At 39.4% G+C, this 17679-nt stretch carries 19 protein-coding genes, 1 other RNA gene and 1 riboswitch; of the genes, 7 read left to right on the top strand and 13 right to left on the bottom strand.

Features of this window, described 5'->3' with window-relative positions; genetic code table 11:
• Positions 1–6: 6 nt before the first annotated feature.
• Together ACN6NE_RS22145 and ACN6NE_RS22140 are read right to left on the bottom strand one after the other, a co-directional pair.
• Entirely contained in the window at positions 7–921 is a 915-nt protein-coding gene (locus ACN6NE_RS22145; RefSeq protein WP_013056870.1) for an ATP-binding protein, read from the bottom strand.
• A 131-nt stretch (positions 922–1052) separates the two neighbouring features.
• Positions 1053–1283: a YkvS family protein gene (locus ACN6NE_RS22140; RefSeq protein ID WP_013056869.1), complete on the bottom strand. Its 231-nt coding sequence runs from the start codon at positions 1281–1283 to the stop codon at positions 1053–1055.
• A gap of 421 nt (positions 1284–1704) precedes the next feature.
• Between ACN6NE_RS22140 and ACN6NE_RS22135 the strand changes: the two genes are divergently transcribed.
• Both ACN6NE_RS22135 and ACN6NE_RS22130 read left to right on the top strand, forming a co-directional pair.
• Complete coding sequence (locus ACN6NE_RS22135; protein WP_016763958.1) at positions 1705–2199, top strand: RNA polymerase sigma factor; 495 nt, start codon at positions 1705–1707, stop codon at positions 2197–2199.
• Positions 2196–3386 (top strand): anti sigma factor C-terminal domain-containing protein, encoded by a 1191-nt coding sequence (locus ACN6NE_RS22130; protein WP_474327281.1) that lies wholly within the window; start codon positions 2196–2198, stop codon positions 3384–3386. Before ACN6NE_RS22135 ends, ACN6NE_RS22130 begins: the two co-directional genes overlap by 4 nt.
• A 281-nt stretch (positions 3387–3667) precedes the next feature.
• On the opposite strand, the gene ACN6NE_RS22125 is transcribed toward ACN6NE_RS22130, so the two are convergent.
• Positions 3668–4120, bottom strand: coding sequence for a helix-turn-helix transcriptional regulator (locus ACN6NE_RS22125; RefSeq protein ID WP_041816549.1), 453 nt, complete (start codon positions 4118–4120; stop codon positions 3668–3670).
• A gap of 153 nt (positions 4121–4273) precedes the next feature.
• On the opposite strand from ACN6NE_RS22125, the gene ACN6NE_RS22120 reads away from it, so the two are divergent.
• From ACN6NE_RS22120 to ACN6NE_RS22110, 3 genes are all read left to right on the top strand, one after another.
• Positions 4274–4894 carry a hypothetical protein gene (locus ACN6NE_RS22120; RefSeq protein ID WP_474327278.1) on the top strand — a complete coding sequence of 207 codons (621 nt, stop codon included), beginning with the start codon at positions 4274–4276 and terminating at the stop codon, positions 4892–4894.
• A 109-nt stretch (positions 4895–5003) separates the two neighbouring features.
• Positions 5004–5181, top strand: a non-coding RNA gene (ssrS, locus tag ACN6NE_RS22115) — 6S RNA.
• 146 nt (positions 5182–5327) lie between these two features.
• Positions 5328–5756 carry a pyridoxamine 5'-phosphate oxidase family protein gene (locus ACN6NE_RS22110; RefSeq protein ID WP_013082985.1) on the top strand — a complete coding sequence of 143 codons (429 nt, stop codon included), beginning with the start codon at positions 5328–5330 and terminating at the stop codon, positions 5754–5756.
• 27 nt (positions 5757–5783) lie between these two features.
• On the opposite strand, the gene thiE is transcribed toward ACN6NE_RS22110, so the two are convergent.
• The 5 genes from thiE to ACN6NE_RS22085 form a co-directional block, all read right to left on the bottom strand.
• On the bottom strand, positions 5784–6428 hold the full coding sequence (gene thiE, locus ACN6NE_RS22105; protein WP_474327275.1) for a thiamine phosphate synthase: 645 nt from the start codon (positions 6426–6428) through the stop codon (positions 5784–5786).
• A 13-nt stretch (positions 6429–6441) separates the two neighbouring features.
• Positions 6442–7248, bottom strand: a complete 807-nt coding sequence (gene thiM / locus ACN6NE_RS22100) for a hydroxyethylthiazole kinase (RefSeq protein ID WP_474327273.1) — start codon at positions 7246–7248, stop codon at positions 6442–6444.
• Between the two features lie 74 nt (positions 7249–7322).
• Positions 7323–7431, bottom strand: a riboswitch (TPP riboswitch).
• 201 nt (positions 7432–7632) lie between these two features.
• A complete protein-coding gene (locus ACN6NE_RS22095) occupies positions 7633–8841 on the bottom strand; it encodes an MFS transporter (protein WP_474327270.1) in 1209 nt (402 codons plus the stop codon).
• 96 nt (positions 8842–8937) lie between these two features.
• On the bottom strand, positions 8938–9537 hold the full coding sequence (locus ACN6NE_RS22090; RefSeq protein WP_474327268.1) for a TetR/AcrR family transcriptional regulator: 600 nt from the start codon (positions 9535–9537) through the stop codon (positions 8938–8940).
• Between the two features lie 479 nt (positions 9538–10016).
• The gene (locus ACN6NE_RS22085; protein WP_129708769.1) at positions 10017–10481 is read right to left on the bottom strand and encodes a GNAT family N-acetyltransferase; all 465 of its coding nucleotides are present in this window, start codon (positions 10479–10481) and stop codon (positions 10017–10019) included.
• Between the two features lie 170 nt (positions 10482–10651).
• On the opposite strand from ACN6NE_RS22085, the gene ACN6NE_RS22080 reads away from it, so the two are divergent.
• Positions 10652–11158, top strand: a complete 507-nt coding sequence (locus ACN6NE_RS22080) for a hypothetical protein (RefSeq protein WP_474327266.1) — start codon at positions 10652–10654, stop codon at positions 11156–11158.
• A gap of 97 nt (positions 11159–11255) precedes the next feature.
• Here ACN6NE_RS22080 and ACN6NE_RS22075 read toward each other — a convergent pair whose 3' ends face one another.
• A complete protein-coding gene (locus tag ACN6NE_RS22075) occupies positions 11256–12755 on the bottom strand; it encodes a UDP-N-acetylmuramoyl-L-alanyl-D-glutamate--2,6-diaminopimelate ligase (protein ID WP_474327264.1) in 1500 nt (499 codons plus the stop codon).
• A 468-nt stretch (positions 12756–13223) separates the two neighbouring features.
• Here ACN6NE_RS22075 and ACN6NE_RS22070 point away from each other — a divergent pair, with 468 nt between their 5' ends.
• Positions 13224–13832 carry a DNA-3-methyladenine glycosylase gene (locus tag ACN6NE_RS22070; protein ID WP_129708763.1) on the top strand — a complete coding sequence of 203 codons (609 nt, stop codon included), beginning with the start codon at positions 13224–13226 and terminating at the stop codon, positions 13830–13832.
• Between the two features lie 68 nt (positions 13833–13900).
• On the opposite strand, the gene ACN6NE_RS22065 is transcribed toward ACN6NE_RS22070, so the two are convergent.
• From ACN6NE_RS22065 to ACN6NE_RS22050, 4 genes are read right to left on the bottom strand one after another with little or no spacing between them, the layout of a single operon-like run.
• Positions 13901–14869 (bottom strand): sugar phosphate isomerase/epimerase family protein, encoded by a 969-nt coding sequence (locus tag ACN6NE_RS22065; protein ID WP_129708760.1) that lies wholly within the window; start codon positions 14867–14869, stop codon positions 13901–13903.
• 1 nt (position 14870) lies between these two features.
• On the bottom strand, positions 14871–15875 hold the full coding sequence (locus tag ACN6NE_RS22060) for a Gfo/Idh/MocA family protein (protein WP_129708757.1): 1005 nt from the start codon (positions 15873–15875) through the stop codon (positions 14871–14873).
• A gap of 12 nt (positions 15876–15887) precedes the next feature.
• A complete protein-coding gene (locus ACN6NE_RS22055) occupies positions 15888–16913 on the bottom strand; it encodes a Gfo/Idh/MocA family protein (RefSeq protein ID WP_129708754.1) in 1026 nt (341 codons plus the stop codon).
• A gap of 32 nt (positions 16914–16945) precedes the next feature.
• The gene (locus ACN6NE_RS22050) at positions 16946–17671 is read right to left on the bottom strand and encodes a ThuA domain-containing protein (protein ID WP_013056851.1); all 726 of its coding nucleotides are present in this window, start codon (positions 17669–17671) and stop codon (positions 16946–16948) included.
• Positions 17672–17679: the final 8 nt, after the last annotated feature.

Below are 17679 nucleotides of genomic sequence, written 5' to 3'. Positions count from 1 at the left end.
CACTCCTTACTCAAATAATGTTTCAGCAATATTTTGAATGGCGGCTTTTTCCCTTTCATCTTCTAGCTTTTCAATAATACCGCGTTTAATCGCGCGAAGAGGCGGCATATAAAGAGCTAAATCACACGTATCGATAAGCGCACGAATAGACGCAGCTTCTTCTGATACATGTCCGCTTTGAACTTGAGTAATTAAATCTGCAGAGAGCGTGACAAATTTATCAATTAATTTTTCGTCTTTTAACTGAGACTGAGACATCAGAACTTGCTTTAAGCTGCCTCCTTGAATATATGGCACTTCAATAACAACAAAACGATTTTTTAACGCTTCGTTTAATGGAACAGTACCAACATACCCCTCATTAATAGCCGCTACTACTCCGAACGTTTGCTGACCGCGTACTACATCTCCAGTGAATGGGTTCGTAATCATTTTCCGGTAATCAAGAACCCCGTTTAAAATAGGAAGCGTTTCAGGTTTAGCCATGTTAATTTCATCAATATATAATAAATGGCCTTTTTTCATTGCCTGAATAACAGGTCCTTCCACAAACTCAATACCTGTTTTCCCTTCTTGTTCAGCAATTGTTTTAAAACCAAGCAGCGCTTCTGCATCTAAGTCAACCGAGCAGTTAACGCTATGCATCGGCTGAGAAAACAAATGTGACAGCGTTTCAGCCAGCTTTGTTTTACCTGAACCTGTTGGCCCTTTTAAAAGTACGTTTTTCCCTAGTGACAAGGCAATAATGGCATCTTCTAAAATATCTGCTTCTTCTGCTGTATAGCCTCCTTTTCCAATTAATAGCTGATCAGCATCGGACAAGTTTTCATATTTACGATTCGCTAAAAGCGAAAGAACCTCTTGTGGTAATGATAATTGTGATAGTTGAATTGACATAACAAAAATCCTTTCTTTCTGCATACTTTCTATAGTTTACTAAAAAACATTCTTCTTCTCAAAGAATTGCTTTACCTACGCTTTTCTCTAAGGTTTCCGATAGAAAAATCGCAGTCTTTAAACATATATTCAGTAAAAAAAAGTAGGTTATTCACCTACTTTTTTACGATTTTATAGTTTTTATGATTAACGACTGTTTTCATGGATTCGCCCGTTTCAGCATCTTTCCCAAAATCTACGATAACCGAATTGTCTCGCACTACCATAACAATTCCTTTAAATCCTTTATAGTCGCCTTTTTTTGGCTGAATCGTATCGCCAACTTTAGCTGCTTTGACTTTAGGTGCTTGTTCTTCTGTACCTTGTGTATTTTCTACGTCCATCATGACCCCACCTTTTCCAATTTACCGTGTTTTTTATAAGTGAAAACACAATTTAATTTACTTTTTGTTGAAAATACTTAGTTTATTTTCCCACAAACATCCATGGTTAAACACCATGTGTTTGTCCATTTTTATTTTGCAAACAAACGCTGTATTTTTTATTATGTATGTAGCTGTTTTTTGTAAGAGCACATCCTTGTTCTATCATAACATTTTCTGTTTCCTTCGAACACCAATTACCCTTTAGTTTTTTAAAAAAATGACAAATTACACGGAATTATGTCGAATTTCATATGGTTTTCTTTTTAGTATGATAAGCTATATATCGTATTTTAAGCATCTTTTATCTATTACATACGATTTTTGATAAAAAAACCGAAACTTTTATCCACAAATTGCGTTGATTAAATGAAAGGGGGAGAAAATGGCACAACAGCATAACTTTGAACACATTTATAAACAGCACATGCATGATTTGCTGCGCTATCTTCTCTCTCTTACTCGCAGAAAAGAATCAGCGGAAGATTTAATGCAGGAGACCTTTTACCGGGCACTTTTACACTTAGAAACATATAAAGGCGAGGAAGTGAAGCCTTGGCTGTTCAAAATTGCTTATCACGCCTTTATTGACTGGTATCGAAAAGAAAAAAAACGCCCTACTGTCGAAATAGAAGAATGGCACTTTACTCCTCAGCCAAGTGCTGAAGAACAAGTGATGATTCAAAGTGAAATCGACGGCTGGCTTTCTGATGTATCTGCTTTGCCTCCGGCTAAGCAGAATATTGTACTGTTACGAGATTATCACGGCTTCACATATGAAGAGATTGCAGAAATGACTGGCTATACTCTGTCAAAAGTGAAAATGGACTTGTATCGTGGTCGTCAACAATTGAAAAAAAGAAAGGAAGAGGACGGATGAGCTGTCAAGATATGAAGCATCAATGGGAAAAATATAAAAACGGCACTTTGACAGACAAAGAAGCAGAAACACTTGAAGAACATACGGAAAATTGTGAAGCATGCTCAGCTCATTTGGAGCACTTGCTAACCGAAGATGAACCGTTACCGCCAACTTCATCGGCTACTTCACTAAGTGACGATACGATGTTGGATAATAAAAAAGTTAAAAAGTCCATTTATATCGCCAAATGGAAGCAGCGCCTTTCAAATGTGACAACTGTCATTAGTTCTGTCGTTCTGCTATGGATAATCGGCAGCTTTTTATCTATTGTATATTATCATCAATCAAAAACCGAATACATAAACAGCGTGAATCAAGCGGCTATCGAATCTGCTTTTCCGAACGTTCATATACGTGAAACCACTTCTGATACACAGTCCTTTTTCCGCATGCAGTCGCAAATGGAAGCTTATAAGCAAATCGGACGTGAAGAGCAAGCCATTGGGACGTTTACATTTCATCAGCTGTTTGATAAAACAAGCGGTGTAGAAAAAGAATTTTCTGGCGGCAAATACGACCTTAACCTTTCTTTTGTATATCCTGATCCCAAAAAACTAAAGCAGCATGCAAAAGAGTATAAGGAATGGACAAACGAAACATGGAAAGCGTTAGAAAATCTCCCAAAAGGCACGGTAAGCGAAGTGGCTATTTCTTTTGATGAGACGTATTCGCTAAAAGAAGTTCAGCAAAAAATGAACGCCATCGACAGCCGTGATTTTTCTACCTCTTGGTATGCGCTTAATACAGGACACGAACAAAAAACAAGCACAAAAGATGAGCCATTAATTGACTTAACATCAACATTTGGCTTTCCAGAGTTTTTAGACTTACCTTACGATCACAAAGGAAATCAAACCCACTCTACTAGCAAGTCGAACGTTTTAAATATGATGAAACTATTAGCCGATAATGAAGAAACGGTCCAAAAAGTTCGTCAGCTAGACCATTCCGATCTGTTGTTAAAGCAGCGATATTCTTATGTGAAAAAACATGGCGTCGGTGTGTACGGCGTTGTGATTACAGGGCCTACAAAAAAACTTCTGAAATTAAAAGATGATCCGTCGATCACATATGCGTCACTTGGAGATGTAGAGCTATGGAATTGGTTCAGTCGTCCCTCATCAGGTACGTTAATGAATCAGTAGAGGCCGAGACAAAAGTATAGCAGTGGAAGAAAAATCCGAACGATGAATCAAGACTCTTGATGGAGAATCAAATTCGTTCGGATTTTTTTATGGATAGGGTGAACGTAGGTTTCGTGTATGTGGTTGCTTCTAGCGGTTGATTGGAGGGCAAGGCAAAGACTCCTGCGGGAAAAGCGAAGTCTTGCACGGAAATCAACAGCTGTGTGACAAGCGATTCAGCTCCTTTATCCCATTTGTTCGTCTCTAGATTGAAGTGATTTTGTTATGTCCCGGCCTCTTTTTTATTCATTCGTTAATTCTTCAAACCTTTTTACCGCTTCGCTTTTATCAAATGAACTAAACCATCGATAGTCTTGGTCATCTAAAATGCGATAGTGCTGACTAATCATATTTTGCTGCAGACGAAAAGAGCCTTCTTTTTGAATTTCTTTCCACCATACTCTTCCTCCGAGCGTTTTATCTTTTGGAGAAGATACCCCGTTATGAGCAATGATTTCTACTACTTCTAAAGGAACGTCTCCTAAAACCGATTGAAGGATTTCACTGTCACCAAACAAACCGCATACTGCAACAGTGGTCGTCCACCCTGCTTCCGTGCGCCCTTTTTCAATTTGAACCAATGTTTTTTTGGAAATACCGATGACTTCAGCCATTCTGTCTTGTGAATAGTTTCTTTCTAAACGAATTAATCGTATTTTATCCGATACTGATTTAATCACTTCTTGTTTATTCATTTTCACAGCCCTTTCTTTCTATACACGCACATTTCTTTAGTGTAATATTACACCTAATTAAAGAAGAGTTTCAAGTGTTTCCCTTCGTCACAAGACAGGGAAATATACTGAAATGGTTTTTGTACACTAAAACAATTAAAAGGAGTTGAGAATATGTATATCATTGTATGGGCTATGCTTGTACTATACGCCTTGCTGCTAGCTCCGGGAGCAAGCGCCGCTAATGATTTGCTGTTTAAAAATCTTATCACAGGAAATTTTCAACAGGTAGATCCGCTCGTGGTTACGGTATTCTCTTTTTTAGGACTTTTCCCAGTATTGTTTATGTTAATGATCTGTAAAAAAGATACATACAAACTGCCTGGATGGCCATTTTCTCTTCTATCATTTGCGCTTGGAGCTTTTTCTCTTTTGCTCTATTATCATTGGAAAGGACAAAAAGTTCGACCACGTTCGCGTATTCCTTCACGTTTCATTGCTATCATTTCTTCTCGTCTATGGATTGGACTATGCTTAGCGCTCACGATTGCAGGTTACGTATACGGACTATCCATAGGTTCAATAAAAGCTTATGGAGATGCTTTTATGCAGTCACAGCTTGTTAGCGTGATGACCGCTGATTTTTTTGTTTTAACGTGGCTTTCTTACTCCGTTATGACAAAAGAAAGGATAGCATCCCGGCCTTACCTTCTTTTATGTTTCATTCCAGTTGCGGGCCCTTTTCTTATTTTGTTACTGCTTCCCCGCCAAGATGTTAGAGAAGAAAAACTTTAAATAAAAGTCTTGCGTTCCATTCATTATTCCGTTATAATCATTTCTTGTACGATGAAAGTTGATTAATTAGAAAACATTTATATATCGGCATCTTATTTACATTTGTTATACATACCTGCGCTGTGCGTATACTCATGTTGTCTTAAACCTTTGAGTGTTAAAAGGGAGCTCAAAATTTAGCTGCAGATAGCACGCCCTTCTTGGGACGCTAAACCCGGCTATGAGGGCACCCACCTAGTAGATCTGGGTATTTAAGACACTTAGGGTTACGGCAGTGCGGGCTTATTTTTTAGTTAGCTGTAGCTAGCTTTTTTTATTTTTCAATTTATTAGTTTACATAATTATTTTATTGTTAACTTACTTTTTTTTAGACATGTATGTTTTATTTATCTTCGATTGAGGAACACAAAAAGTAATAAAGGAGATGGATAAAATGAATGAACAAAAAATTGCTAAAAAAGTAAACGAAGTATTAGAAGGAAATCGTGTAGGTACATTAGCTACAGTTGTAAACAACAAACCCCACTCTCGCTATATGACATTCTTTAGCGATGAAGATGGTATCGCTCTTTACACACCAACAAATATCAATACACATAAGGCAGAAGAAATCGAAGCCAATCCGAACGTGCACGTACTATTGGGCTACAGCGGCGAAGGATATGGCGATCAATACTTAGAATTATCTGGGACAGCTGTTCTTCGTACTGGTGATCAATTAAAAGGGCGTATATGGAACGATCACATGAAAGAATGGTTTGACGGTCCAAATGACCCTGAGTATGTTGTTCTTGAAATTACGCCGAACGAAATTCGCTTCATGAATGAAGGCGAAGAAACTCCTCAAACTGTTCAGCTATAATAAAAAAGCGCACACTGTGCGCTTTTTTTATTTTCCTACCGCTTCTTTCAATTGAGCTGCTTTTTCTTTTGGAGAAGCTGCTAAGCTAATCGCGGTAATAATAGAAACGCCATCTGCACCTGCTTCTACTACTTGTTTGGCATTTTCAGGTGTGATGCCACCGATTCCTACAATTGGAAAGTCAATATTCTGGTTTCGTACTTCTTCAATTAATTTTGTACCTTGCACTGCTTTTGCATCTTTTTTTGTAGAAGTAGGAAAAACAGGTCCCATTCCTACATAATCCGCTCCGTCTTTTATCGCTTGCTGCAGCTCTTGTATATTATGAACAGAAACGCCCACAATTCCTTTTCCTATTTTCTCTCGAACAATATGCGCTTTTTCATCTTCTTGTCCAATATGAACGCCATCTGCTTGTAAGCGGATCGCTAAGTCAAGATCATCATTCACGATAAAAGGAACGCTATGCTGCTGACAAATTTGCTGAAGTTCTTTCGCCAGCTGATATTTCGCTTCTCCTGTTAAGGCACCCTCGCCTTTTTCACGGAATTGAAACACGGTAACGCCGCCTTCAATTGCTTCTTTCAACACTTCTCTCGGATCTTTTGTACAGTTATTGCTGCCCATTATAAAATAAACTTGCAGCAGCTTTTTGATTTCTTCGTTTGTCATTTTCCGGCTCCTTTTAACGTTGATGTACTCTTGCATATGATTCAATATCCTGCCCGGATAAAAGATGAAGCTGGTTTAACAGCTCAATTTGAAAGCTTCCCGGCCCTTCTTCACCTTTTTTCGCTGCGGCGATCTCACCTGCCACTCCGTAAAAACTTAAAGCAGCAACGCTTGCCTCGACATATTCTTTTTCTACAGCAGCGAAAGCTCCTATTATTGATGTCAGCAGACATCCAGTCCCCGTCACTTTCGTAAATAACGGGTGACCGTTGTCTACTGTATACGTTGTGTTTCCATCTGTGATTACATCCTGTTTACCCGTGATAACAATCACTGTATCTAATTTGTTCGCTGCTTTCTCAGCAAGTTCAATGACGTCTCCTTGCCCTTCTAATGAATCAACGCCTTTAATGAGCCATGACTCGCCTACTACATTCGCAACTTCAGCAGCGTTACCACGAATAACTGCAATATTTAATTCTTCTACAAGCTGACCTGCTACTTCTGTACGAAACGGTGTCGCTCCGGCTCCTACAGGATCGAAAATAACCGGCACGCCATTTTCATTTGCTGATTTTCCTGCTATTCTCATCGCTTCTACTTCTTGAGCCGTCAGTGTACCCATATTTAAGACAAGCGCTCCGGCGATTCGTGCCATGTCAGCCACTTCTTCCTTCGCATAAGCCATAACAGGTGAAGCTCCTAGTGCAAGCAGTCCATTTGCAGTAAAATTGGTTACCACAACATTCGTAATATTATGAACAAGCGGACTTGTATCTCTTACTTTTTCTAATTGAGCTGAAATTTTACTAATATCCATATTCTCTCACTCTTTTCATTTAGTTTTAACACTGCAAAAAAAAGACAAAAAGCACCTTGCATGCGCAAAGTGCTTTGGTATGTACTCACATTCCCTGCGCTGGCATTATCCAACAGGTTCAAATGGTCAACAGGCGTCCCTGTACTCTCAGCCTGCCCCGCGCAAGCTCCCATACTATTCTTGTTACGTTTAAAGTTTACTATTAACCTTTTTTATTTGCAACCATTTCACTGTTTTGCCGATAAAATAAATCTTCTCTATAGGCTGAGTGGCGTTGTAAACCTTACACCTTTCCTAAAAGAATACTCAAAAGACCTCCAGTAAGTTACTGGAGGTCTTCTATTCCCTAAGAATTCTATCATTTTTTCCTTATGGTTATTTCTCTTAAACCGCTTGATTTCTCACAGCTGTTTTTCTGTCCTTCCCTGCTCTTAAAGATAAAAGAAAACAAAGCAGCAGTACAAGTGCAGCTGATACGTACGGATAATTAATGTTTATATCAAAGAGAAAGCCTGCTACAACGGGTCCAATAATATTCCCAAGACTTGTATAAGCAGAATTTAGTCCGGCTATATATCCTTGGTCGTCTTGTGCCATCATCGACATTTGCGTGCTGATTGCCGGACGTAAAATATCTGTTGCTAGAAAGACGATGAACGTCACAACAATAATAAGCCAGTACGTGTGCACAAATAGCGTAAGTAAAATAAAAAGTCCCGTCATCATCAAGCAAAACGAAATCACTCTTTTTTCACCAAACTTATTTAAAATCCAGCCAAAAATCGTAACCTGCACTACAGCCCCCGCAATAGAGCCAAACGTAATAACAAACGCAATATCTTTTGGCGTAAAGCTAAATTTATGATCAACAAATAGTGAAAAAATCGTTTCATAATTGGATAATCCAAACGATGTCACAAAAACAATAATTAAACTTAAAAAATAAGGTTCTTTATAGGAATTCATAAGCTGCAGTAGCAGCCGATCTTCTTTTGGATTCTCATTGTTTGAAACAGCATGATTTTGTACAGGACGAGACTCTGGCAAAACAAAAAGCGTAATCACTGCAGCCAAGCCTCCTGCTACTGCGGCCATATAAAATGGTACACGCATGCCGTATTCAGCTAAAAAGCCTCCGATACCGGGCCCAATAATAAATCCTGTTGTAATTGCGGCCGTCACATAGCCCATTCCTTTAGCGCGTTCTTTAGCAGACGTCACGTCCGCTGTATAAGCCATAACAGCAGGCATAATAAGCGCGGCCCCGACTCCGCCTAACATTCTCGATACAAATAATAAAAGAGGTGTACTCACTGAACCAAAGAACCATTCAGACAAGGCAAAAACAATCATTCCCGCTACAATAATTTTCTTTCTTCCTAACGAATCTGATAACCGCCCCGCTAAAGGTGAAAACAGAAATTGAGTTAGTGAAAACACCGCTACTAAAAGCCCCATCACGCTGCCGTTGATATGAAGCTCCGTCATATATGTTGGCATAATTGGAATCACGAGACCGATTCCTGTAAAAATAATAAAAATATTTAGCATGAGCAGCAAAATCGCCGCTCGATTTCTTAACAATAATGACATATAAACCTCCTGATTTCAAAAATACTGAACGTTCGGTCTATAAAAATACAAAATAATGAGGGATTACTCATTACCGCAATAAGCATCCCCGATTATTTAAGAAGACCTTGCTATAATTCCGTTTAAAAATACATCGATTGCTGAATGGTAGAGCTGCAGGGCATTTTCCGTGTTCGTTTTTCGAGACATGCGGCTCATTCCAACAAACAGCCCTTCTAAAACTACTGCAAGCTGTTCTGCATTTTTAGGAGAAAACTCTCCTTCATCAATGCCTTTTTGCAAAAGTTCCCGGTTAAACTCCAAGTGTCGTTTCACCATCTCATCAATTCGCTCTTCGATGTCGCTGCCCTTTTCCTCGTTGTTAAAAAACTCATCGGCGGCTTTCGTAAGAGGATGATTCAAATCATCTAAAATGATTTGCTCCGCAATTCCAAAAAGCTTATCTCTTGTTGTTTTGTAAAGAGACTCTCTTTCTTTCCAGTTTCGTTCCCACTCGAGATTCCATTCGTCTATTAAATAGAGAAAAAGCCCTTCTTTACTTTTAAAGTGATAATAAATATTTCCTTTACTGCTTCCCGTAGCTTCTACAATTTCCTCAATAGATGTAGCTTTATAGCCTTTTTGAGAAAACAATGCTTTAGCGGCATCTGCCACTTTTCTTTTGGTTTGTTCACTTTGAAGCTTTTTTTTATTCAAGCTATTTCCACCGCCCCGCACATTTATTATTTATACTGAACATTCGTTTTGTATTATCTGACACCTATACTACATAGGAAAAACCTTTTTGTCTAGTGAGAGAACCTAGTTTATACCTTTTTATATGAATTATGACAACACAAAAAACAAAGAGGTTGAGACATAACTAAATCAATCCAATCTAAAGACACACAAACGGGATAAATGATGGGGTATGAATCACTTGTTACACCGCTGTCGATTTCCGTGCAAGACTTCGCTTTCCGCGGGCCGCCGCTGAGCCTCCTCGTCGCTTCAGCTCCTGCCGGAGTCTTCGCCTTGCCCTACAATCAACAGCTAGAAGCCACTACATATATGAAACCTACGTTCACCATAACTATGAAAAAATCCGAACGATGAATCAAGATTCTTCATCAAGAATCTTGATTCATCGTTCGAATCTTCTTTGACTAAAATACTTTTGTTCCAACCTCTTTTAATCAATCATTCAATTTCTTTGTCATAAATACACTGTATGGATCTTCTTTGTAGGTAGAAAACGGTTCGCACTCGTAAAATCCAAAACTCGCGTATAGCTTTCTAGCCGGTTCAAAAGCGGGTGCGGATCCTGTTTCTAAGCTTAAGCGTAAGTACCCTCGTTTTTGTGCTTCATTTATTATGTACTGCAGCAGCTCTCTAGCAATTCCTTTTCGCAAATGGGCGGTAGCTGTTCGCATCGATTTAATTTCTCCGTGGTGCTCATCTAACTCTTTTACAGCCCCGCACCCTGCTAGCTGACTTCCTTCCCACACGCTCCAAAACGTAATATCACGTTGTTTTAAGCTTTCAATATTTAGAGCATGAATACTTTCAGGGGGTGAATGTAAGTTCATTCCTTGAAGATGAGAACTTACTAGTTCAATAACTTCATTGTTCGTTAAGTGGTCTCTTTTTATTTTAATCATCTTCTCTTCCTTCCTGCTACTAAAAGGTGGTCAACTACAAACCGACTTATGAATAAATTCACTGTCGACCCTTAAAAATCCTTTTATACACTCCCTTCTTTTTCTCCAGTTATTAAAACCGACTTTGCCAAGCAGATGTTTCATACATTGTTAAACGGAGGTGAAATTCGTTGAAGAAGGTTTTATTTTGTCTTGTCCCTCTTTTGTTTTTATTATCCGCCTGCTTTAGTGATCCTGTTCAAAATGATTTAATCGACTATAACAATCAAGATTTAAAAAAAGCCGCTCAGCTTGAAAAAGAAGCGATTGACGCATACGATTCTGTTACAGGCGCTAACTACACAAGTGACGCGGTGATGTATGATACGATGACGAGTGAAGTCATTCCTACCTATCGTAAATTTGTTGACGAACTGGAAAACATCGATGTAGAAACCGACGATCTTCGAAAGGTTCATGAAGGCTATATAAAGGCTGCCAATACCCAGTATAATGCTTTCATTAAAATTGTCAGCGCTTTAGAAAAGCAGGACCGCAACCTTATTGCTGAGGCAAACGCTATGCTTGATGAAGCACGAAAAGGCATACGCGATTACAATGCAGCTATTAAAAAGCTGGCTAAAGAACATGATGTAAAAATTGAAGAACCAAAAACACAGCAAGAAAACAGCCTATAGTTTTGATGCAAAAAGAAGGTCTCTAAAAGTAGTAAGAGACCTTCTTTCGTATGCTGTTTCAATTTCTCCACATTCGTTCAATAAATGAAGAAGAATATCAGGAAATATTGCTTAACGATGCATAATAAGAGGCAATAATTTCTTCATCTGAATGCGGAATTTCGTTTCCTTTTACAAGCTGAGCGCCGTTAATACAGCCGCTTGTAAGTAAAATAATGTCATTCGACTTTCCTAAAGAAAGCGACTTTAATACTCCTTCTGTTCGAGTGGGGGCGCGGTGAATATTGCTTGCGCTCGGATTCGAAAAACCTGTCATCACTTGATCTACGATTACGTTCGGATCATGATGACCTGGATGATCAACCGTTACGATAATTTCATCAGCTTTTCCTTCAATGGTGCGCGCCATTTTAGGCATTTTATTAAAATCTCGAATGCCGATTCCTGCAATCATGACAATCAGCTGGTTATACTCCATCTTTTTTACTTCTTCTACTAAACGCGTAAGGGCAACAGGCGTATGGGCATAGTCTAAAATCACTTTTTGGTTATTAGGACCTTCTATCACTTGAAATCGCCCTTCTGGACTTTCCAATTGAGGAAGCACGCTAATAATATCCTCAATGTGGTATTCAAAGTGAAGAGCTGTACCAATGGCTGCTAGCACGTTAGCAATGTTGTAATCGCCATATACAGGCACTGCTACTTTGTATGACTGTCCTTTATACAGTAAATCAAAGAAAGAGCCCCCTTCTTTGACAGTAATGTTTTTTGCTTGCAAAGTTGCCTCCGCATTATTTAATAAGCTATACGTGACTTTAGGTCCTTCAAATACCCTGCTTAAGTCTTTACCCATTTCCAGATCATCTATATTAATAACAGCATGTTTTGCCTGCTGAAATAATTTCATCTTGCACTTTTTATAGTGCTCAAACGTTTTATGATACTCTAAATGCTCTTCTGAAAGATTTGTGTGAATGGCTACATCAAAATAAATATTTTCTACTCGCTGCTGATCAATCGCAATTGAAGATACTTCCATCACTGCCGCTTCATCGCCTCTTGTATACAAATCATAAAAGATTTTATGCAAGTCTGCCGATTCAGGTGTTGTAGGCGTACTTTTTTTATAAACTAACTTCTCCTTTGATGACCAAATGCCGGTCGTGCCAATGGATCCTGTCGGTAATTTTAAAAGAGTTAAAAGAGACCTTATGTAAGCTGCTACGGTTGTTTTGCCATTTGTACCTGTAACGCCAATTGTCTCAATTTTTTCATCCGTGTAATCAAAATACATTTTAGAAAAAGACGCCATTACTTTACGAACGTCGTCAACAGCTAAAAACGTACAGTGAGAATACTGAGTGCTCAAAAGACGCAGCTCCTCAATGCTTGTCCCAAAGACTGCTAGTGCTCCTCTAGCTATAGCTTCTTTGATATATTGATGTCCATCTTCATTTTCACCTTTTATACTAAAAAATACGGATCCGTCGTGAACCTGCTTTGAATGATATGTTAGATGGTTGATCGTTTGAGATGCAGGCCCAAAAATATGTTTAATTGATAAGTTGGTTAATGTATCAAAGTGGATGTTCATAGCTATTCCTCACAGTGTATAAATTTTATTTTTAATATGTTCTAAAATTCCTTAAATACTCTTTGAAGGATATTTTTTCTTTATTTCCATTTATAAAGAACTTTTTATAATTCACTCTTTTTATTTTGCTTTCATGTGTAGAACGAAAATAAAGAAAAGACGGATCACTATTTTTTAAAACTAAAAGCATGTAAAATATGGATGAACTGTGTATATCATACCAGCAGCAAAATCGAAGTATTGTAGTAAAATATTCCCCCTACACGTGCAAAACGAAACCATTCTTTAGAATAAAATAATTTTATAGAATAAGTTGAATCATGGTCATGGTAAATACTTGAATGTTGGGTAAGGAAGATTACTGTATTAATCAGCCCCTACCTTTGCAAAATAACAAAGAAAACATCATAATAAAAGATGCGCATAACAGCGTGAATGACTTTGCTTTGAAAGGATGGACTACAGCAAATGACGCGTTCTCTTTTAGCGATTGAACCACTTCCTCTTTCGTTTTATCAACAGTCTACGCTTGAACTAGCTCAGTCGCTGTTAGGATGCCTTCTTGTTCACGAAACGGCAGAAGGAACTGCATCTGGTTTTATTGTAGAAACGGAAGCTTATAAAGGGCCTTTCGACCGAGCAGCCCATAGCTTTAATAACCGGCGTACAAAAAGAACAGAGGTAATGTTCGGTCCTCCTGGTCATGCCTATACGCATACAATGCATACACATTGTTTACTCAATGTTGTAAGCAGCGACATCGATTGTCCAGAAGGCGTCCTCATTCGAGCTATTGAGCCATTTAGCGGAAAAGATTTGATGAAAACTAGACGTCGAGGGATGGAAAATGAAATAAATTGGACAAACGGTCCTGGGAAACTAACAAAAGCACTAGGGGTTTCAATGGATTTGTACGGTCATGATTTAACCAGCCCTCCTCTTTATATTGCTCGTGGCTTCACTCCTTCAGCGATTTCCGCCGGACCTCGGGTTGGCATTGATAATTCTGGTGAAGCGAAGGATTACCCTTGGCGCTTTTGGGTTACCAATCACCCGTTTGTATCGAAATTCAGGTGAACAAAAGGCGAATTGATTTATTAACGAAAATAAAAGAAGCACCTCTTTTTAGAGATGCTTCTTTTTACTTACGCCCACCACATTTGTGAGGGAGTTTCTTCAATTAATACACTTTGTAAGTTTGTAACCGCGCGTTTAAATCCTTCTTCAATCGACATGATTGGATCTTCGTGCTCGATGCTGACTACATAATCGTATCCGTATGTGCGAAGTGCACTCATCATATCAGACCACTCTTTCACATCATGTCCGCATCCTACGGATCTAAACGTCCATGCACGCGTTTGGACTTCTCCGTATGGCTGCATATCCGTCAGGCCATACATGTTAATATTATCCTGGTCCAAGTACGTATCCTTTGCATGGAAATGATGAATCGCATTTTCTTTTGCTAAAATTTTAATAGCTCCTACCGGATCAATTCCTTGCCACCATAAATGACTTGGATCAAGGTTAGCGCCAATCGCTGGACTTGTTTTTTCGCGAAGCTTTAGGAGCGTATACGGAGTATGAACTAAAAATCCACCGTGAAGTTCTAAACCAATTTTCACGTTATGCTCCTCCGCTAGTTCTCCAATTTCTTTCCAATAAGGAACAAGCTTATTTTCCCACTGCCAATTCAATACGTCTCCATATTCATTTGGCCAAGGAGTAACAGGCCAGTTTGGGTACTTCGCCTCTTCGTGATCTCCTGCTGTTCCAGAAAAGCAGTTAACCACTGGAACATCTACTAACGATGCTAGTTGGATGGTCTTGCGAAGCGTTTCGTCAGATTCTTTTGCAAAACTTGCCTCAGGTGAAATAGGATTGCCGTGGCAGCTAAATCCGCTGATTGTAAGTCCGCGATCTTTTATCTGCTTCATATAGGCTTCTCTTTTTTCTTCATCTTCAAGCAGCTCATCTAGCGGACAATGGCTGTTTCCCGGATAGCCGCCCGTTCCGATTTCAACAGCATGAAGACCTGCTGCTTTTACTTTATCTAACATCTCTTCAAAAGAAAGATCCGCAAATAAGACCGTGAATACTCCAAGTTTCATTTTAATTTCCCCCTGTGCGATATATTTCGTCAATAATAGCTGAGACTTGAAGCGCTTCTTGTGGCTTTACCACTAATTCAGCATTTCCTTTACACGCTTCAACGAAATTTTTAGCCTGACTTAGGCTGTAATCATCTTCTCCATCTATCCAAGGTGACGTACTGTTCATGAGCATACCGTTTTTAGACGTGTATAGTTCAAACGGAAACACGCTTAAACCGCCCTCTACCCCTGATATGCTTACGTGCTCTTCATCATCTTCGATATTAGCTGCCCAAGAAGTTTCTAAAAGAAGCGACGCTCCATTTTCAAATTTAATATAGGCCGTTACATGATCATCCACGCTGAATGTTTCATGATCAAATGCTCCCCATTGATTTAATTGGTTAGGCGTTTTACTCAGGTCATTATATGTACTTCCCAGTACTTCAGTATGCTTTGGGTTTCCCATTAGCCAAAGCGTTAAATCAAGCAAATGGCAGCCGTAATCAATTAAGCTGCCTCCTCCTTGAAGATCTTTGTTCGTAAATACCCCCCAACCGGGAACCTTTCGGCGACGCATTGCTCTGACACGTGCAACTAATGGGCGCCCTACCTCTGTCATCATTTTTTTCGCCGCCTGCGCTTCTTTCATGAATCGGTAATGATACGCAATCGCTAATTGCTTACCTGATTCTCTAGCAGCAGCAAGCATTTCTTCACCTTGCTCTTTAGACATCGCCATTGGCTTTTCACATAGGACGTGAACGCCTGCTTTTAGCGCTTCTACTGCAAACTCGGCGTGAAATTTATTCGGTGTACAAATACATACAGCATCCACTTCTTTAAACATATCTTTGTAATCAACAAATACGTGAGGGATATTATGCTCATTGGCTACCTCTGTGGCTCTTTCACTATTAATATCGCTAAGCCCCCAAATCACATATTCATCACCCAGTTGTTTGAATGCCGGGATGTGCCTGCTTACAGCAATCCCTCCTGCTCCGATTATGCCAATTCTCACGTTTTTCACCTCTTACACGCGCGTAATTTGTTTCGTTTGACTTGATTTTAAAGCTGCTAAAATAACAGCAAGTGATTTTAATCCTTCTTCACCAGAAACAGGAGATTCTTTATCTTCTGCAACTGCATCTACAAATTGTTCAATGACGTGAGAATTACTTTGTCCGCCTTCATCGTTCGACTGGATTTTTCCTAATTCATAGTTCACCACTTCACCCGTTGCATATTGTGCAACTAATGAATACGTCGGATCGTCCTCTAAACGAAGAATCCCTTTCTCCCCGTAAACAATCGTGGAGTTATCTTCTTTTCCATTGTAAGCCCAGCTTGCCGCAAGCGTCCCGATAATCCCGCTTTCCGTTTTTAATACGCACACAGCATTATCGTCTACATTTGCAAATTCTTTTGCATTGCTTTCTACAAATGCACCGACTTCTACAATTTCTTCGCTCAATATGTAGCGAAGCATATCGGTTTTATGAACACCTAAATCCCCCATAGCACCAATAAATGCTTCGTCTTTTTTGAAGAACCAGCTGTTCTTTCCGTCCACGCTCCAACCTTCAGGGCCACCGTGGCCAAAAGCCGTACGGAAACTATAAATTTTACCGATTTCCCCTTTTTCAATAAGTTCACGAGCTTTTTGATGAGAAGCTACAAAGCGCTGATTATGTCCGATCATTAGTTTTTTACCGTTTGTTTTTGCTGCTTCAATCATTGCTTTCGCTTCTTCTTCTGATGTTGCCATCGGCTTTTCACACAGGACATGAACTCCGCTGTTTAACGCTGCCACCGAAATAGGCGCATGAAGATAATTGGGCGTACATACGCTCACTGCTTCCACTGTACCGCTTGCTAAAAGTTCTTCGTAGTTTGTGTAAGCTTTTACACCGTACTGCTGCGCTACGCTATTTGCACGTTCTGTGTTTATATCGCAAACGGCTACTAATTCTACTTGTTCATTCATCTTATATTCTGGTAAGTGACGGTGTTGCGCAATGCTTCCGCACCCAATAACGCCAATTTTTACTTTTGCCATCTTTCCTATCCCCTTTGCTTAAGCATTATTAATTAGTTTTTAACAGCGATTGATTCAAGCGGTTGCGCATTGCCATAAACAGGACGTTTTCTCTCTGCTGGCTTCGCCCATTTAATAGCATTCATAATGACACGCTGAATGTCTTTGTTATGGTATGTTGGATATGTTTCATGTCCAGGTCTGAAATAAAATACTTTTCCGTTTCCGCGTTTGTACGTGCAGCCGCTTCTGAAAATTTCTCCGCCTTCAAACCAGCTCGTGAAAATCAGTTCATCAGGTGCTGGAATATCAAAGTGCTCTCCATACATTTCTTCGCGCTCAAGCTCGATAAATTCACCAATACCTTCCACAATCGGATGACTTGGTTCTACTACCCACAAGCGCTCTTTTTCATCTGCTTCACGCCATTTTAAGTCGCAGCTTGTGCCCATTAACGTTTTAAAAATTTTAGAAAAGTGACCTGAGTGTAAGACAATAAGCCCCATACCGTCTAGCACGCGCTGCTTTACTTTCTCAACGATGTCATCTTTTACTTCGTCATGTGCTAAATGACCCCACCATACTAAAACATCCGTTTGATTTAATACTTCTTCAGTCAACCCGTGTTCTACTTCGTCTAATGTTGCGGTGTGTGTACGAAACCCTCCTTCTTCTAAAAAAGAAGCGATGGCACCGTGAATGCCTTCAGGGTAAATTTCTCTTACAACCGGATTTTTCTGTTCATGACGATTTTCATTCCATACTGTAACATTAATCATTTTCATAT

This window comes from Priestia sp. 53B2, assembly GCF_056099005.1.
This window is presented reverse-complemented; position numbering and strand designations above follow the sequence as displayed.

Excerpts from the sequence above, each read along its gene's own strand:
- ACN6NE_RS22135 (WP_016763958.1), top strand. The coding sequence starts at position 1,705 with ATGGCACAACAGCATAACTTTGAACACATTTATAAACAGCACATGCAT.
- thiM (WP_474327273.1), bottom strand. The coding sequence starts at position 7,248 with ATGGATATTAGTAAAATTTCAGCTCAATTAGAAAAAGTAAGAGATACA.
- ACN6NE_RS22110 (WP_013082985.1), top strand. The coding sequence starts at position 5,328 with ATGAATGAACAAAAAATTGCTAAAAAAGTAAACGAAGTATTAGAAGGA.
- ACN6NE_RS22125 (WP_041816549.1), bottom strand. The coding sequence starts at position 4,120 with ATGAATAAACAAGAAGTGATTAAATCAGTATCGGATAAAATACGATTA.
- ACN6NE_RS22085 (WP_129708769.1), bottom strand. The coding sequence starts at position 10,481 with ATGATTAAAATAAAAAGAGACCACTTAACGAACAATGAAGTTATTGAA.
- ACN6NE_RS22075 (WP_474327264.1), bottom strand. The coding sequence starts at position 12,755 with ATGAACATCCACTTTGATACATTAACCAACTTATCAATTAAACATATT.
- ACN6NE_RS22130 (WP_474327281.1), top strand. The coding sequence starts at position 2,196 with ATGAGCTGTCAAGATATGAAGCATCAATGGGAAAAATATAAAAACGGC.
- ACN6NE_RS22070 (WP_129708763.1), top strand. The coding sequence starts at position 13,224 with ATGACGCGTTCTCTTTTAGCGATTGAACCACTTCCTCTTTCGTTTTAT.
- ACN6NE_RS22145 (WP_013056870.1), bottom strand. The coding sequence starts at position 921 with ATGCAGAAAGAAAGGATTTTTGTTATGTCAATTCAACTATCACAATTA.
- ACN6NE_RS22095 (WP_474327270.1), bottom strand. The coding sequence starts at position 8,841 with ATGTCATTATTGTTAAGAAATCGAGCGGCGATTTTGCTGCTCATGCTA.
- ACN6NE_RS22120 (WP_474327278.1), top strand. The coding sequence starts at position 4,274 with ATGTATATCATTGTATGGGCTATGCTTGTACTATACGCCTTGCTGCTA.
- ACN6NE_RS22140 (WP_013056869.1), bottom strand. The coding sequence starts at position 1,283 with ATGATGGACGTAGAAAATACACAAGGTACAGAAGAACAAGCACCTAAA.
- ACN6NE_RS22050 (WP_013056851.1), bottom strand. The coding sequence starts at position 17,671 with ATGATTAATGTTACAGTATGGAATGAAAATCGTCATGAACAGAAAAAT.
- ACN6NE_RS22065 (WP_129708760.1), bottom strand. The coding sequence starts at position 14,869 with ATGAAACTTGGAGTATTCACGGTCTTATTTGCGGATCTTTCTTTTGAA.
- thiE (WP_474327275.1), bottom strand. The coding sequence starts at position 6,428 with ATGACAAACGAAGAAATCAAAAAGCTGCTGCAAGTTTATTTTATAATG.
- ACN6NE_RS22055 (WP_129708754.1), bottom strand. The coding sequence starts at position 16,913 with ATGGCAAAAGTAAAAATTGGCGTTATTGGGTGCGGAAGCATTGCGCAA.